General features: G+C 67.1%; 13 protein-coding genes. 7 read left to right on the top strand and 6 right to left on the bottom strand.

All coding sequences use genetic code 11. From position 1 onward, the window contains the following. The first annotated feature begins 232 nt into the window (after positions 1-232). Positions 233-925: a chymotrypsin family serine protease gene (locus NFL01S_RS03730; protein ID WP_062971516.1), complete on the top strand. Its 693-nt coding sequence runs from the start codon at positions 233-235 to the stop codon at positions 923-925. A 71-nt stretch (positions 926-996) separates the two neighbouring features. On the opposite strand, the gene lppU is transcribed toward NFL01S_RS03730, so the two are convergent. Next, on the bottom strand, positions 997-1,608 hold the full coding sequence (gene lppU / locus NFL01S_RS03735; RefSeq protein WP_062971518.1) for an LppU family putative lipoprotein: 612 nt from the start codon (positions 1,606-1,608) through the stop codon (positions 997-999). Between the two features lie 564 nt (positions 1,609-2,172). On the opposite strand from lppU, the gene NFL01S_RS03740 reads away from it, so the two are divergent. Continuing rightward, complete coding sequence (locus tag NFL01S_RS03740) at positions 2,173-3,066, top strand: L,D-transpeptidase (protein WP_062971520.1); 894 nt, start codon at positions 2,173-2,175, stop codon at positions 3,064-3,066. Positions 3,067-3,260: 194 nt separating this feature from the next. On the opposite strand, the gene NFL01S_RS03745 is transcribed toward NFL01S_RS03740, so the two are convergent. The 3 genes from NFL01S_RS03745 to NFL01S_RS03755 form a co-directional block, all read right to left on the bottom strand. Then, the gene (locus NFL01S_RS03745) at positions 3,261-5,264 is read right to left on the bottom strand and encodes a M13 family metallopeptidase (RefSeq protein ID WP_084492381.1); all 2,004 of its coding nucleotides are present in this window, start codon (positions 5,262-5,264) and stop codon (positions 3,261-3,263) included. 59 nt (positions 5,265-5,323) lie between these two features. Continuing rightward, positions 5,324-5,797 (bottom strand): DUF4190 domain-containing protein, encoded by a 474-nt coding sequence (locus NFL01S_RS03750; protein WP_062971522.1) that lies wholly within the window; start codon positions 5,795-5,797, stop codon positions 5,324-5,326. 228 nt (positions 5,798-6,025) lie between these two features. Continuing rightward, positions 6,026-6,805 (bottom strand): pirin family protein, encoded by a 780-nt coding sequence (locus NFL01S_RS03755; RefSeq protein WP_062971523.1) that lies wholly within the window; start codon positions 6,803-6,805, stop codon positions 6,026-6,028. Between the two features lie 194 nt (positions 6,806-6,999). Here NFL01S_RS03755 and NFL01S_RS03760 point away from each other — a divergent pair, with 194 nt between their 5' ends. Next, positions 7,000-7,500: an NUDIX hydrolase gene (locus tag NFL01S_RS03760; RefSeq protein ID WP_062971525.1), complete on the top strand. Its 501-nt coding sequence runs from the start codon at positions 7,000-7,002 to the stop codon at positions 7,498-7,500. Between the two features lie 49 nt (positions 7,501-7,549). Further along, positions 7,550-8,914, top strand: coding sequence for an MFS transporter (locus tag NFL01S_RS03765; RefSeq protein WP_062971580.1), 1,365 nt, complete (start codon positions 7,550-7,552; stop codon positions 8,912-8,914). Between the two features lie 18 nt (positions 8,915-8,932). Here the strand turns inward: NFL01S_RS03765 and NFL01S_RS03770 are convergent, their stop codons facing one another. Next, entirely contained in the window at positions 8,933-9,541 is a 609-nt protein-coding gene (locus tag NFL01S_RS03770) for a DUF8020 domain-containing protein (RefSeq protein WP_062971527.1), read from the bottom strand. A 619-nt stretch (positions 9,542-10,160) separates the two neighbouring features. On the opposite strand from NFL01S_RS03770, the gene NFL01S_RS03775 reads away from it, so the two are divergent. The 3 genes from NFL01S_RS03775 (at position 10,161) to NFL01S_RS03785 (ending at position 12,474) form a co-directional block, all read left to right on the top strand. Next, positions 10,161-10,913, top strand: a complete 753-nt coding sequence (locus NFL01S_RS03775; RefSeq protein WP_062971529.1) for a LamB/YcsF family protein — start codon at positions 10,161-10,163, stop codon at positions 10,911-10,913. A 62-nt stretch (positions 10,914-10,975) separates the two neighbouring features. Next, the gene (locus NFL01S_RS03780) at positions 10,976-11,617 is read left to right on the top strand and encodes a 5-oxoprolinase subunit B family protein (protein ID WP_062971582.1); all 642 of its coding nucleotides are present in this window, start codon (positions 10,976-10,978) and stop codon (positions 11,615-11,617) included. Continuing rightward, positions 11,614-12,474, top strand: coding sequence for a 5-oxoprolinase subunit C family protein (locus tag NFL01S_RS03785; RefSeq protein ID WP_062971531.1), 861 nt, complete (start codon positions 11,614-11,616; stop codon positions 12,472-12,474). The genes NFL01S_RS03780 and NFL01S_RS03785 overlap by 4 nt, the downstream gene beginning before the upstream one ends. Before the next feature lie 8 nt (positions 12,475-12,482). Here NFL01S_RS03785 and NFL01S_RS03790 read toward each other — a convergent pair whose 3' ends face one another. Beyond that, positions 12,483-14,027, bottom strand: a complete 1,545-nt coding sequence (locus NFL01S_RS03790; protein ID WP_307614646.1) for a glycoside hydrolase family 183 protein — start codon at positions 14,025-14,027, stop codon at positions 12,483-12,485. Positions 14,028-14,107: the final 80 nt, after the last annotated feature.

Raw genomic sequence — 14,107 nt, forward strand, 5'->3', positions numbered from 1 at the left:
GGGGGCAATTAATAGCGGTGAGCTATTCTTCCGAAGGTATCGTGGCCGGAGTTTCGCGCAGTCTCCGCCGAACACGGCGCGCACCGGCCGAATGCTCGACCGAATAGCCGAAACGTCCAGGGGCACAAGGCAACCCGCGAGTAACGGCATCTTGGGGCGCGTATCGCGGCCGCTGCTGCCACGATGAGGTGCCACACATTGATATCGTGCGGGCTTCGAGGTCTGGAGGGATATGTTCAGGAAACTAGCCCAGGCGGCCGGTGCCGTCTTCGCCGTCGCCCTGAGTGCGGCACTACTCGGCTCGGGAACGGCGGTCGCCGACCCCGGCCGACCCGTACTCGGCGGCGGATCAGGGCTGATCGTCTCTTCGGAGCCGGGTCGCATGTCCGGCATGGCGATTCAGTGCACGCTCACCACGATCGGCCACGACAGGGCCGGCCGCCTGGTCGGGCTCACCGCGGGACACTGCGGAACACCTGGGCACGAGGTCTACTCCGAACAAGATCCGGGTGCGGGAACGCTCGGCCGGTTCGTCTACTCGAACCAGGAACTCGACTACGCGGTCCTGCAATTCGACCCGGGCCGCGTCACCCCGGTCAACCGGGTCGGCAACCTCAGCATCACCGGCGTCGGTGGGCCGGCACAGTTCCCGAACATCGTGTGCAAGGAAGGCCGCACCACGGGCAACACCTGCGGTATCGCCTACGGCGATATCTTCGCCAGCAGTATCGAGACCTGGTCGCAGATGTGCGTGATGGAAGGCGATTCCGGCGCGCCGGTCGTTGTCGGCTCGACGCTGGTCGGCATGGTCAACGCCTATCTCGCCATCGCCTGCTTCGGCCCCGAGGTGGGTACGAACATGTCCACCATCATGGGTGATATCGACAGCCGGGCAGGTGTCGGTTCAGGCTTCCGGCCCATCTGACACCGGGCCCTCCGGTAGCGAAAAACGAGCGGGACCATAGGTCCCGCTCGTTTTTTCTCAGCCATCTGACCTCAGAGTTCCTCTACGCACACCACGAAGCGGCGTTCCGAATACACGTACCCGCTGCTGCCGGCCCCGCAGGCGTTGACATCGTCGGCGTTCTCCTCGATGGCGACGACCTTCACCCCGTCCACCGCGGTGGTTTCGGTGCAATCGATACGCTCCGGCCCGGTACTACCGCTACCCACATCCATACAGCCGCCGATCACCCAGTCGATATCCAGGCACAGGGCACCCGTCTCGATCCCGTTGCGGCTCTCGGCGTAGTAGTTGTCGGCGTCGCTGACACAGTCGCTGCTGCGCGCGGCCTTGCCGATCACCCGGTAGTTCGAGGTGGCAGTACCGCACGACGCCTCTTCGATATCGGCATCGGTGGTGGTGCCGCCGAGCAGTACACAATCACCGACCTCGGCATCGAAGCCGGCGATACCGTCTTCATCGTTTTCGGTGGTGGTCGGCGCGGCGGTGGTGGTTGTGGTTGTGGTCCGGTCACCGGTATCGGGTGTGGTGGTCACATCCACGGCGTCCACGGTTCCGGTTTCGGTCGCCGGGAGCGCCCGGCCCTCGATGGTGGAACTACAACCCGCCACCGCTATCGCGGCCGCCATACCGGCGAGCGCCATCGTCCATCGAGACGAAGTCCATCCTGACACGCACAGTCCTCCCGCTGCGATGCCGAATCCTTCCCCCGTCGAATCCGAACCGCACTACAGCCTTGCTTGGCACAACACGCCATGAATACACCATGGCGGCGCGAGCGTCGACTCGGTGAGACCTCACACCACCGGGTATCGAACCGGGAACGCCGACCACATCTCGCCACCACCGCGACCGCGTGACATATGTCATCCACAGGTTTGACCGCCGATCTGTCGTTTCCCGGACACAGGGCGGTCGATGGCCGGAAAAGGCGCGGGTAGCGGGCGCGGCCGGGTCGCGATCGATCCCACCATCGAGCGCGGGTGGCTCATACCACCCGTCATGCATAACAGCTATGTAACGGCAACAAGGGTTGGTCACGAAGAGATGAAGGCAGTAGGAAGGAGCTCGGAGCGGAGGCGCACCAGCATCGATGGAACGACTTCCGCGATGCTCCACCGCCCGTCGGGACCGCTCCGTAACTCCACGTACCGGTGCGCCGCCGGCCGCCGTACGCTCCAGAGTCGAATGGACGGACGAACACTCTTATGCATGTCACCGAGAACACCGGGTCGCAGCCGACCACTCGCCGGATTGCGCGCCGGCTCCGGCAGGGTGTCCTGTTGACGGCCGCGATCGCGACCGCCACCACCGTGGCCACCGCGCCCGCCTACGCCCTGCCGGAGCTGCCCACCGGCTCGGCCGCCGGGGCCACCGAGCCCACCCCGCCCGCGGCGAACTTCGCCCCACCGGCGATCAACCCCTCCGAGGGCGAACAGGTCGGCATCGCACAGCCGATCATCATCAACTTCAAGGAACCCATCACCGATCGCGCCGCGGCCGAACGGGCCATCGAGATCACCCCGTCGACCGAGGTATCGGGGAACTTCTACTGGTGGAGCGATAAGCAGGTGCGCTGGCGGCCCACCGAGTTCTGGCCCGCGCAGACCGATGTGGTGGTGGAGGCCGGCGGCAGCCGCAGCGCCTTCCATATCGGCGACGCCGTGATCGCCACCGCCGACGACAACACCAAGACCATCACCGTCACCCGCAACGGCGAGGTCGTGCGGACCATGCCCACCTCGATGGGCAAAACCGGTCACGAAACGCCCAACGGCACCTACATCGTGGGTGAGCAGCGGCGCGAAATGGTCATGGACTCCTCCACCTATGGTGTGCCGATCGACGCTCCCGAGGGCTACAAACTGGATGTCGAATATGCGACGCGCATCTCCAACAGCGGAATCTTCGTGCACGCCGCCCCGTGGTCGGTCGGATCACAGGGCTACGCCAACACCAGCCACGGCTGCCTGAACGTGAGCACCGAGGACGGCAAATGGTTCTACGAGAACGTGGGCAAGGGTGACGCGGTAATCGTGCAGAACACCCAGGGCGGCACGCTCAACGCGGGCGACGGGCTCGGCGACTGGAACACCGCATAGTCCGGCATTCACTCCCGCGGTAGAGCGGACCCGCATCGCCGGGTCCCCAGGAGGGCGGGGGCCGTGCCGACTCCGCTGCCGGATAGACCATCCGTGCGGCTCGGTGCCATCAGCGCGGCGGGATACCGGGGGCGAAATTCCAACGGCGGTGCATCCATCGGATGCACCGCCGTCAGTCGTTCACCGGGTGCGGCCTACCAGATCTTGACCCGCTCTTCGGGGGCCAGGTACAGGGCGTCTTCGGGTTTCACCTCGAAGGCCTCGTGGAAGGCGTCGATATTGCGGACCACGGCGTTGCAACGGAACTCCGGCGGGGAATGCGGGTCCACGGCCAAGCGGCGCACGGCCTCCTCCGGGCGGGTTTTGGTCCGCCAGACCTGGGCCCAGCCGAAGAACACCCGCTGCAGGCCCGTCAGGCCGTCGATCACCGGCGGTTCCTCCCCGTTCAGGGAGATCCGGTAGGCCTGTAGCGCGATCGAGAGTCCACCCAGGTCACCGATGTTCTCGCCGATGGTGAACTCGCCGTTGACGGTGTGCTCGTCGGGTAGATCGGCGGGGGAGAGGATGTCGTACTGATCGATCAGCGCGCGGGTGCGTTTGCCGAATTCGGTCCGATCGGCATCGCTCCACCAATCGACCATATTGCCGTCGCCGTCGTACTTCGCGCCCTGATCGTCGAAACCGTGCCCGATCTCGTGACCGATCACCGCGCCGATACCGCCGTAGTTGGCGGCGTCATCGGCGTTCATATCGAAGAACGGGGGTTGCAGTATGGCGGCCGGGAAGACGATCTCGTTCATGCCCGGGTTGTAGTAGGCGTTCACCGTCTGCGGTGTCATGAACCATTCGTCGCGGTCCACCGGGCCACCGAGCTTGTTCAGGTCCCGGTCGTGTTCGGCGGCGTACCCGCGGCGGTAGTTGCCCACCAGATCGGCCGGATCCACCGTGACGGCGGAATAGTCACGCCAGCGGTCCGGGTACCCGATCTTGGGGGTGAACTTGTCGAGTTTGGCCAGCGCGGCCTTGCGGGTGGCCGGGGTCATCCAGTCCAGTTCGGTGATATTGCGCCGGTAGGCCTCGCGCAGATTCTCCACCAGCCGGACCATGGCGGCCTTGGCTTCCGGCGGAAAATGCTCGGCGACATACAGTTTGCCGACCGCTTCGCCGAGCAGATCCTGCACCAGCGAAACCCCGCGCTTCCAGCGTTCGCGGTTCTCCTGCGCACCGGTCAGGGTGCGGCCGTAGAAATCGAAACTCTCCTCGACCAACGCCTCGGTGAGATACGGCGCGCGGGCCCGCAGCACCCGCCACTGCGCCCACAGCCGCCACTCCGCCAGCGGCACCGACTCCCAAGCCTGCGCGAAAGTGCGCAAGTAGTCGGGTTGGCGGACCACCAGCTCGGACAACAGCAGGGAGCCCTCGCCCGAAACGCCGGCGGCCAGCCCGTCGGCCCAGGCGCCCCAGTCGAACTCCGGATTCTGCTCGGCGAGTGTGGTGAAAGCCGTCAGGTTGTAGCCCAGTTCGGCGTCGCGGCGGCGCACTACATCCCAGTGTCCCGCGGCGAGCCGGCGTTCCAGTTCGAATACCCGGGTTCCCGCCGATTGCGCGTCGAGCAGTTCCGCGACCGCCGGGTCCGCGGCGGCCAGGGCGAACATCCGATCGATATGGGCGATATAGCGTTCCCGCACCTCGGCGTATTCGTCGGAGCGGTAGTAGGACTCGTCGGGCAGGCCGATACCGGATTGGGTCGCATTGACGAGGTAACGCTGGGAATTCTTGTCGTCGGTATCGACATAGACTGCGACCGCGCCGGAAACGCCGGTCCGCTGCAAACGGCCGATCAGCGCGGCGAACTCACCGCGGTCGGTGGCGGACGCCAGTGCGCGCAGTTCTTCGGCCACAGGCTTCAGGCCGGCCGCCTCGACGGCCTCGGTGTCCATGAAGGAGGCGTACAGGTCGGCGATCTTGCGGGCATCGCTGCCCGGCTCGCCCGCGGCGGTGCGGATGATCTCCTGCACATCCAGCTCCGCGCGGTCGTACAACGTGCGGAACGCACCGTCGACCGCCCGATCGGCCGGGATCTCGTACCCGGCCAGCCAGGCGCCGTTGACATGCGTGAACAGGTCGTCCTGCACCCGGACGGCCGGGTCGAGATGGGTCAGATCGATACCGGAGGGGCTGGTCACGTCGGAAGTCACACAACCCAGTATGCCGGTGCCCGCCGTGGCGGGGTTGGATCTGCGAGCTGCCGGGCCGGTCAGTTCGTCGGCACGGGTGGTTCCATCGTCACCCCGAACCGGTCTTCGAGACGCTGGTTGAACTGATCCTCACACTGCGCGATCTGCTGCTGGTCATTTCCTGCGCGCGAGACGCAGTCGGTGAAATCCTTGCCGCCGGACTCCTCCCAGAAGTTCCAGAAGAACACGCCGAACACGATCGCCGCGACAATCGCGACCACCCCCAGGATCAGGGCGACCACCGCCATCACGCCGCCACCACCGGTACCCCGGCGGACCTTCACGCCGGCGATCGCGCCGAGGATCACCGCGAGGAGACCGAACAGGATGCCACCGACGATCGTGCAGAAGCTGATCGCAGCCAGGATGCCGCAGACCAGGGCGGCGATCGCGAGCCCCTTGCTCTTGGGTGATTCCTGCCAGTATTGGGGTTGTTGTCCGGGCCCCGGGTACGGCTCCGGCGTGGGGTAGCCCGGGGGCGGTGGGTAGGTCATCGTTCCTCCTCGGCTGGCGGTCACGAGCACGGCGGTGCCGTTGCAACGACATCACGGAGTTCGCCCCACCATTGTCACGGGTCGTATCGGCGGCGGCGAGTTCCGCACCGGATTCCGCGTGGCCGGGCAAAGGCCGGATCGCCCGGCCGCAGCGTGGGCCGGGGTGCATAGCGACCGGTGCAGGGCCTGGTCACGCGTACACCGGAGCCGACACGGCAGGGGTGTGCCTCATCCCGCGCCGAGGCGGGCGTGCATTTCCCAGATCAACACTTCCGCCGGTTCAGCTGCCGTGAGCCGCTGGCCTCCGGAATGAGTGAGGCGTACGGCGTCGCCGGTGTCCAGCCGGCCCGCACCTTCCAGGTCCACGGCCCCGCGCGCGACGAAAACGTGCAGGTAAGGCGCGTCGGGGAGGTTCACGGAACGTTCGGTATCCGGGGACAGTTTCGCCACGTGCAAGGCCGAATGGCTGCTGTTGATGACGATAGCGGTGCGGTCGCGGTAGCGAGGCAGACCGGAGGCCACGGTGACCAGCCCGCCCGCGGCCAGTTCGTCGTCGATCTCGAGCTGCTGGTAGCCCGGTTCGATACCGGGTTCGTCGGGCAGCACCCACATCTGTACGAAATGTACCGGCTGCTCGTGTTCGGCGCGGCCGGGATCGACTCGCCAGGAATCGTTCTTCTCCGAATGCCGGATCCCGGTGCCGGCACTCATCCGCTGTGCCAGGCCCGGATAGATGACGCCGCTGTGCCCCAGCGAATCCTGATGGACCAGCGAACCCTCCAGAACCCAGGTCACGATCTCCATATCCCGGTGCGGATGGGTATCGAAACCCTGACCGGGCAGGACGATATCGTCGTTGTTCACCATCAGCAGGCCGTGATGGGTGTTCTCGGGGTCGTAGTGCTCGCCGAAGGAGAACGAGTGTTTGGAATCGAGCCAGGATATCCGCGTTTTCATCCGGTCGCCGCCGCGATGGACATCGATATGCGAGGTGGGCGGTGTGGACATCACGCGCCTCCTTTCCGGCTCGGGCACAATTGTCTTTTCCGCAGGGACATCCGATACCCCGCTTCGTCGATTGTCCGCTCTCGGTATTTTACGCGAGCGACCCCCGGGTGAACGGCCGGTGAGCAGCGGCGGACGGTAATGGCGGTATGGCACGCGGTCGTCGAAAATGGATATACCGGACCGGGAGGTGAACGATGCGACCCGAAGCACTAGCGCGGATCGAGCAGCGGCTTCGTGCCGGTGCACGCCGCGACGGTGTCACCGATCTGGTGGTCGGTGTCGCGGTGTTCCGTAACGGGAAGCTCCTGGTGGTCCGGCGAGTGCCCGGTGCGGACCTCGGCGGAATGTATGAACTGCCGGGCGGGGGAGTGGAGAACGGGGAAACACTCGCCGAGAGCGCGGTGCGGGAACTCTTCGAGGAAACCGGGTTGGTGGCACGTTCGGTCACCGAATTCCTCGGCTGGTTCGACTACGCCACCCGGACGAAACCGAAGGTGCGCAAATTCAGTTTCCTGGCCGAAGCCGAACCGGGTGACGTAATCCTGGAACCCGACGAACACGACGCCTACGCCTGGATAGACGCCGCCGCGCTGGGCACCCTGCCCATGGCCCCGGATATGCGCGAGGCGGTGGATCTGCTGATCACCGAGGAGAGCGGACCGGCCGGAATACGTTCGGGTCCGCCGAACAGGTAGCGTCGCGGCCGTGTCCACCGCTGCGCCCGAACCTGCCGCACCGGACCGGGTGGCCGATACGGGCGAGCGTAAACACGATCTGCGGGCGATCCGCGCCGCGATCCGGGCGAGTCCCGGTGCGCTGCGCCTGACCCTGGTGCGGTTCACCAGCCAGTTCGGCGACGGAATGTTCCAGGCCGCGCTCTCCGGTGCAATCCTGTTCAACCCCGAACGCGAAACCGACCCACTCGCCGTCGCAGCCGGTTTCGCGGTGTTGCTACTGCCGTATTCGGTGATCGGCCCCTATGCGGGCGCCCTCCTGGACCGGTGGGACCGGCGGCTTGTGCTGCTGGTCGCCAATATCGTGCGGGGACTGCTGATCCTCGCGGTAACGCTGGGACTGCTGGCCGGTCTCAATGCGAGTCCGCTGTTGCTGCTGGCGTTGGCGGTGGTGGGGATCAGCCGGTTCACCGCGGCCGGTGTCTCGGCGGCGCTGCCCCGGGTGCTGGCGCACCAGTGGCTGGTGCCGGCCAACTCGCTACTGGCAACGGCGGGTTCGGCCTGTGCAGCAGTGGGGGCGGCCGCGGCGGTGGCGGTTATCGGAGCGATCGGGGCCGGCGATACCGGCTCGGCGGCGGCGGTCGCGGTGAGCATGACCGGCTCGGTGGCCGGCGTACTGCTGGCCGCCGGATTCCGGCCGCGCGCCCTCGGGCCGGAAAGGCGGCCCGGCAGGACGGTGGGTGCGGTGCGCGCGGTGCTCACCGGGCTGCTGGTGGGGGCGCGGGCGGTACGCGGCTCGGTGGATGTATCCACTGCGATGATCGGAATCGGCGCGCACCGCATCGTTTTCGGCGCCAATACGCTGATCATGGTTCTCGTGCTGCGGGAATCGCCGTCCGGTGCGACCACGGTCGAGGGTGGGCTTGTCGGTTTCGGGGTCGCGATCACCGCCACCGCCGCCGGTATGCTTTTCGCCGCGCTGCTGACCCCGTTGCTGATTCCCCGGCTGGGCCGGGCGCGCACGGTTCTGCTGGGGTTGTCTTGCGCGATCGTCGTACAACTCGCCCTGGTACTACCGACCGCCCTGGCCGATTCCGCGGAGGCCACCCACCGCGCGCACCAATTGCTACTCGCCGGCGCGTTCCTGTTCGGCGTGGCCGGCCAGACCATCAAACTCACCGGTGATGCGGCCATGCAGATCGATATCGCCGACGACCGCCGCGGCCAGGTGTTCGCCCTGCAGGACACAGTCTTCAATATCGCGTTCGTACTGGCAGTCGCGGTGACGGCGGTGGTCGTCCCGGCGGACGGCAGGTCGGTCGCGGTGATCGCGATAGGCGCGGGGTGCTACGGCGCGGGCATCGTCGCCCTGCTGCTGAACAACCGCCGCGGTAAACGCAAAGCGGGCGCATCCCGGCCGGGATGCGCCCGCTGAATACGCGGTGGTCGACGATCAGGGCTGACCGGTCGCGACGGCGGTCAGCGCGTCGATGAAGGGCTGACCACCCATCGCGGCGCCACCGGCCAGGGCGCCGACCACCGTGCCCACCGGTCCGGTGACGATGCTGAAGATACCGAGCCCCAGCAGGCTGCCGATGAAACCACCGAGCACACCACCGGCGATCATGCCGATCAGGTTCTGATTGGCCTGGTCGAGGAAACGGTCGAAGGAGCTGATGTTCTTCAATTCGGCGATATCGGCCGGCGCGACGTCGGGCGTCAGCGTCAGGCTGCGGCCGTTGTCGGCGATCTCGTGACCGACCGGGATCGACCGGCCCGCCACCTCGAAGGTGAGCGGGACCTCGGTGACCTCCGCGCCGTCGGCGGCGATCAGGCTGATGGTGGCGCCGTTGTCGGTGACCACGAACGTGCCCGCGTCGACGGTGGTGGTCACCTCGCGCGCATCGCTGGAAAGCGTGCTCTGGTACTCGACGCCCTGCTGCTGCCCGACGGTCGTCACCCCCTCGGTCGCGGTGGCGGGCGCAGCATTCGCGGAACCGGCGGTGATACCGACGGCGGCGACAGCCATGAATGCGACAGCACCGAACTTTCCGAATTTCATTTCGATCCTCCCCAGAATTCGGCCGCCCTGTGTTGGGCCGGCCGCGGCCAGACAGTACTACGGGGCCGAGCGGATCCCGCAACTTCCGACCCGCTGTTCGAGGCGCGCTACGGGGCAACGGCTTCGAATTCTGCGTCCGCGAATTTGCCACCGAATAACTTCACGGCCACCCACGCGGATCGGCCGAACACCGGGGAACAGGACAATGCAAGGTATTCGGGCCGAAAACACCGGCAGCGCGGCAATTGCGGGTAGTTCTCAACGATTCGCCGATACGCCGGAAATGACGCGGCGTCAACCGGAAGAAATTCGCATGCGCACGACCCGGTTCCCTACGAAGCCGAGTTTTTCTGTGAAAAGGATCACTCGCCGTACATTCGGGAGCCGGCGCATACACGCGACGCCGAAGACCGCCCGGGTATGCGAATTCCACACGCAAAAGTGCTACCGCGAGCGGCCGGCGCTCGCTTTCCGGCGTAGCCGCCGCAGCAGCAGCCGGAATCCGGCGACAAAGCGCATCGGAGGATTCCTCCACGACATTCGGATCCGGCAGAACTCGCAATCACCGGCCGGTCGAGCGTGTCGCGTGAACAATGGGGACAGGCGGAAGGAGGGCCGTATGGGACTCGATCTGAACAGCGACCTCGGCGAAGGGTTCGGGGCCTGGAGTATGGGCGATGATGCCGCCATGCTGGATATCGTCACCAGTGCGAATATCGCCTGTGGATTCCATGCCGGTGACCCTTCCATCCTGCGACGCACCTGTTCGCTGGCAGTGGAGAAGGGTGTGCGGATCGGCGCGCATATCGGCTACCGGGATCTTGCGGGTTTCGGACGGCGGGCCTTGGCCGTCGCCCCGGCGGAACTGCGGGACGAAACGCTCTACCAGATAGGCGCATTGGACGGTTTCGCGCGGGCCGCGGGGGACCGGGTGCGCTATGTGAAACCGCACGGAGCGCTGTACCACGCCGCGGCGGCCCAGCCGGCCCTCGCGGACGCCGTCGTCGCCGGGCTCCGCGAATACGACTCGGCACTGGTCCTGCTCGGTCCAGCGGGAACTCATCTGCAGGAATCGGCGGCGCTCGCCGGTATCCGGTTCGTGAGCGAGGGGTTCGCCGATCGTGCCTACACCGCGACGGGCGGATTGACCCCGCGCGAAACCCCCGGGGCGGTCCTGGATGCGGATATGGCACTCGCCCAGGCCGTGACGCTGGCCGAAACCGGGACGGCGCGAGTCGCGGGCGGCGGCACTGTCACGGTGTCGCCCGACAGTATCTGCGTACACGGCGATACCCCGGCGGCAGTGGAGATGGCGCGGCGGATCCGGGCCGCCCTCGACGACGCGGGGATCGCGGTAGCGTCGTTCACCTGACGATCGGGAACGAGGTGAGTGCGCTGTCGTGGTCCCCGCGCAACCTGGACGAGACGGGTCCGATGCTACGGCCCGCCGGCGATCGGGCATACCTGTGCACGCCGGACCCGGATCGGGTCGCCGATCTCACCGCGGTGCTGCGCGACCGGTCGCTGCCCGGTGTCGTCGACCTGCTTCCCGCGGCGGAAACCGTTCTGGTGACCCTGGATTCGCCAGAGTCGGCGTATCGGCTGCGGCCGGAAATCGAGCGGCTGGCCGCCGCGGTGAACGAAGCCGTTCCCGGCAATGTTTCCCGTGGAACATTGCCGCGCGGCGAACCCCTTCGGATTCCGGTCCATTACGACGGTCCGGATCTGCCCGGCGTAGCCGAGGCGCTCGGCTTACGTCCCGACCAGGTCGTCGCGGCGCATACCGGCACGGTCTGGCGGTGCTCTTTCGTCGGATTCGCACCGGGCTTCGGCTATCTGGAACCCCCGGACGCCCGGCTCGCTGTCGCACGGCGGCCGGTACCGCGCACCCGGATCCCGGCGGGTTCGGTGGCTCTGGCCGGCGGTTATTCGGCCGTGTACCCCCGGGAAAGCCCGGGCGGCTGGCAACTCATCGGCCGTACCGATCTGGTCATGTGGGATACCGAACGTGACCCGCCCGCGTTGATCCGGGCAGGCGGGCGCATCCGGTTCGTCGATGCGGCGGCCGGCCGATGATCGTGATCGAGGAGGTCGGTCCACCGGCCACCGTCCAGGATCTGGGCCGCCCGGGCTGGTTCGATTCCGGTGTCGGGCCGGCCGGAGCGGCCGACCGCGGCGCACTGCGGCTGGCGAACCGGCTGGTGGGAAACCCGGAGCACGCCGCCGGTATCGAGGTGCTGCTCGGTGGTCTGGTACTACGCACCGAGGAACCGGCAACGGTCGCGGTCACCGGGGCGCCGGCGCCGGCAACCGTCGACGGGACTCCGGTCGGCCATGCCTGCGTGCTGTACCTGGAAGCGGGGCAGGTGCTGCGGCTGGGTTTCGCGCAGACCGGCCTGCGCAGCTACCTCGGGGTCCGCGGCGGCATCGATATCGCGCCGGTCCTGGGTTCACGCAGTTACGACACGCTTTCCGGGATCGGGCCGCCGCCGTTGCGCACCGGAACCCGGCTACCCACCGGTCCGCCACCGCGGAACTGGCCGACCATCGACCAGGCGCCGCAACCAGGATTCCCGGACCTGATGGAGATCCAGGCCCTGCCCGGCCCACGAGACGACTGGTTCACCGACCCCGCAGCGTTGTTCACCGGATATTGGACAGTCGGTCAGGACACCGACCGCGTCGGCGCACGGCTGGATCGTGCCGGCGGGCCACCGCTGGAGCGGATCTCCACGGCGGAGCTGCCGACCGAGGGAGTGGCACTCGGGTCGGTGCAGGTGCCACCCGGCGGGCAACCGGTGGTCTTCCTCGCCGATCACCCGATCACCGGCGGTTATCCGGTGATCGCGGTGGTCCTGGACGCCGATATCGATCTGTTGGCGCAGGCCCGGCCGGGTCAGCGGATACGGTTCCGCCGTACCGGGGCGATCTGAGTGGCGGTTCAGTCCGTCGGATCCAGCCGGGCGTGCATCAGGTACACGTTGTAGGAATCCCACTCCGAGAGCGTGAAGTAGAGGTCGCGGCCGGTAGACCAGGGGTGGATGAACCCGCCGTACGCCTTGGGGTAGTCGGCGGTGGACACCAGCGGCACCGGCTCGGTCCAAAGCCCCTGCGGCTGCGCGGCGGTGCGCAATACGATCGCACCACGCGCGGAATCCAGATAGGACATCTGCCACAGCCCCGATTCGGTATCGAACCGCACCGAGAGCTCACTGGCGATACCCGGTACCAGCGGAGTGGCCAGGTTTTCCGACGCCGGCGCCCAGGTGCCGTTCACCCAGTACTGATACGCGGACTTGTTCAGCACCTGTTCCTTGGGCACCCGGGCCAGCCCGATCACACCGATCCGGCCGTTGGGAGTTCCGAACATGTACACGTGGTCGCCGTGCGGCACCATCGCCGCGACCTGGAACCGGCCCAACCCGAACAGGTTCTCCCATCTGGCGTGCTGATCCTTGACCCAGGTACTGCCGTTGTCGTCGGAGTAGGCGATACCGCCGTAGTTCGTCCACCACAGGCCCGGTATACGGCTCCAGCGGTTCACCGACATATAGCTCAGATACTGGCGGTCGCCGAGCGCGAAACCCGAGGTGGGGATGGTGGTGGTCTCCCAGTTCTTGATCTTGCGACTGCCCAGCAATTCGGCGGCGTGACAACGGCTGTCCTGCACCATGGTGTCCAGGCGCAGCCCGTCGGAAAGGTCACGGTCGGTGCTGTAGGCCAGGATATTGCTGCGCCAATCCGCATCCTCACCACCGGCACCACCGGGCACCCATCCCTGGCCGAAGGTATCGCCGAACACCACCGCGATCTCGCCGGGTTTCGTCTCCCACATCAAACCCAGATCGGTGCCGTCGACCTGCCAGCGCATATCGGTCCGGTTCGGCGAACCGTGCCCGGTCACCTGCTCGACCAACCGCACCGACTCCACCCGGGGCAGCGGCGCCGGACCCGCGACAGGGCCGGGTTCGGCCGGATGGACCACCGGTGGCGGCGCGGGCTGCGGTGGGTCGCCCGGTTCGCCGGGCACCGGAATCGGGATGGGCTCGATCTCCGGTTTGAACTGGATCCTCGGCAACTTCACCGGATCACCGGAACCACTGCCCGAGCTGCTGCCACTGCCCGAACTGCTACCGCCGGCCGAACCACTGCCGGAACCGGTTTCCGGCGGCGCGGGCGGCGCGGCGTTATCCTCTTCCGAAGGCTCCGGTCCGGGGGTGTCGCGGATATCCGGGCACGGGTTACGGCACGGATCAGCCGGTAACGGCTCCGGGACGATCCGGGTGTTGTCGTGCGGTGGATCGGGCACCGGCACCGGAGTGAGCTGCGGTACCGGGATCGGGATATCGATCTGCGGCGGAACCGGGATCGGTGGGGGCGGCGGCGCGGAGGGGTCGGGGGCGCGGTCGAGCGGATCGAACCCGACCTCACCGCACTCGTTCACCGGCGGGGGAGCCCACGGATGCGGTACCGCCTGTGCGGGCACCGGTATCCCCACGTACCCCGTAAGCACCAATCCGAGGAATACGAGCCGGCAACGACCCGGCCGAAAACCCCACACCACCT

It is taken from the genome of Nocardia flavorosea NBRC 108225 (assembly GCF_001613385.1).
GTDB lineage: Bacteria > Actinomycetota > Actinomycetes > Mycobacteriales > Mycobacteriaceae > Nocardia > Nocardia flavorosea.

Coding starts and splice junctions, on each gene's coding strand:
- NFL01S_RS03730 (WP_062971516.1), top strand. CDS start 233: ATGTTCAGGAAACTAGCCCAGGCGGCCGGTGCCGTCTTCGCCGTCGCC.
- lppU (WP_062971518.1), bottom strand. CDS start 1,608: ATGGCGCTCGCCGGTATGGCGGCCGCGATAGCGGTGGCGGGTTGTAGT.
- NFL01S_RS03740 (WP_062971520.1), top strand. CDS start 2,173: ATGCATGTCACCGAGAACACCGGGTCGCAGCCGACCACTCGCCGGATT.
- NFL01S_RS03750 (WP_062971522.1), bottom strand. CDS start 5,797: ATGACCTACCCACCGCCCCCGGGCTACCCCACGCCGGAGCCGTACCCG.
- NFL01S_RS03755 (WP_062971523.1), bottom strand. CDS start 6,805: ATGTCCACACCGCCCACCTCGCATATCGATGTCCATCGCGGCGGCGAC.
- NFL01S_RS03760 (WP_062971525.1), top strand. CDS start 7,000: ATGCGACCCGAAGCACTAGCGCGGATCGAGCAGCGGCTTCGTGCCGGT.
- NFL01S_RS03770 (WP_062971527.1), bottom strand. CDS start 9,541: ATGAAATTCGGAAAGTTCGGTGCTGTCGCATTCATGGCTGTCGCCGCC.
- NFL01S_RS03775 (WP_062971529.1), top strand. CDS start 10,161: ATGGGACTCGATCTGAACAGCGACCTCGGCGAAGGGTTCGGGGCCTGG.
- NFL01S_RS03780 (WP_062971582.1), top strand. CDS start 10,976: ATGCTACGGCCCGCCGGCGATCGGGCATACCTGTGCACGCCGGACCCG.
- NFL01S_RS03785 (WP_062971531.1), top strand. CDS start 11,614: ATGATCGTGATCGAGGAGGTCGGTCCACCGGCCACCGTCCAGGATCTG.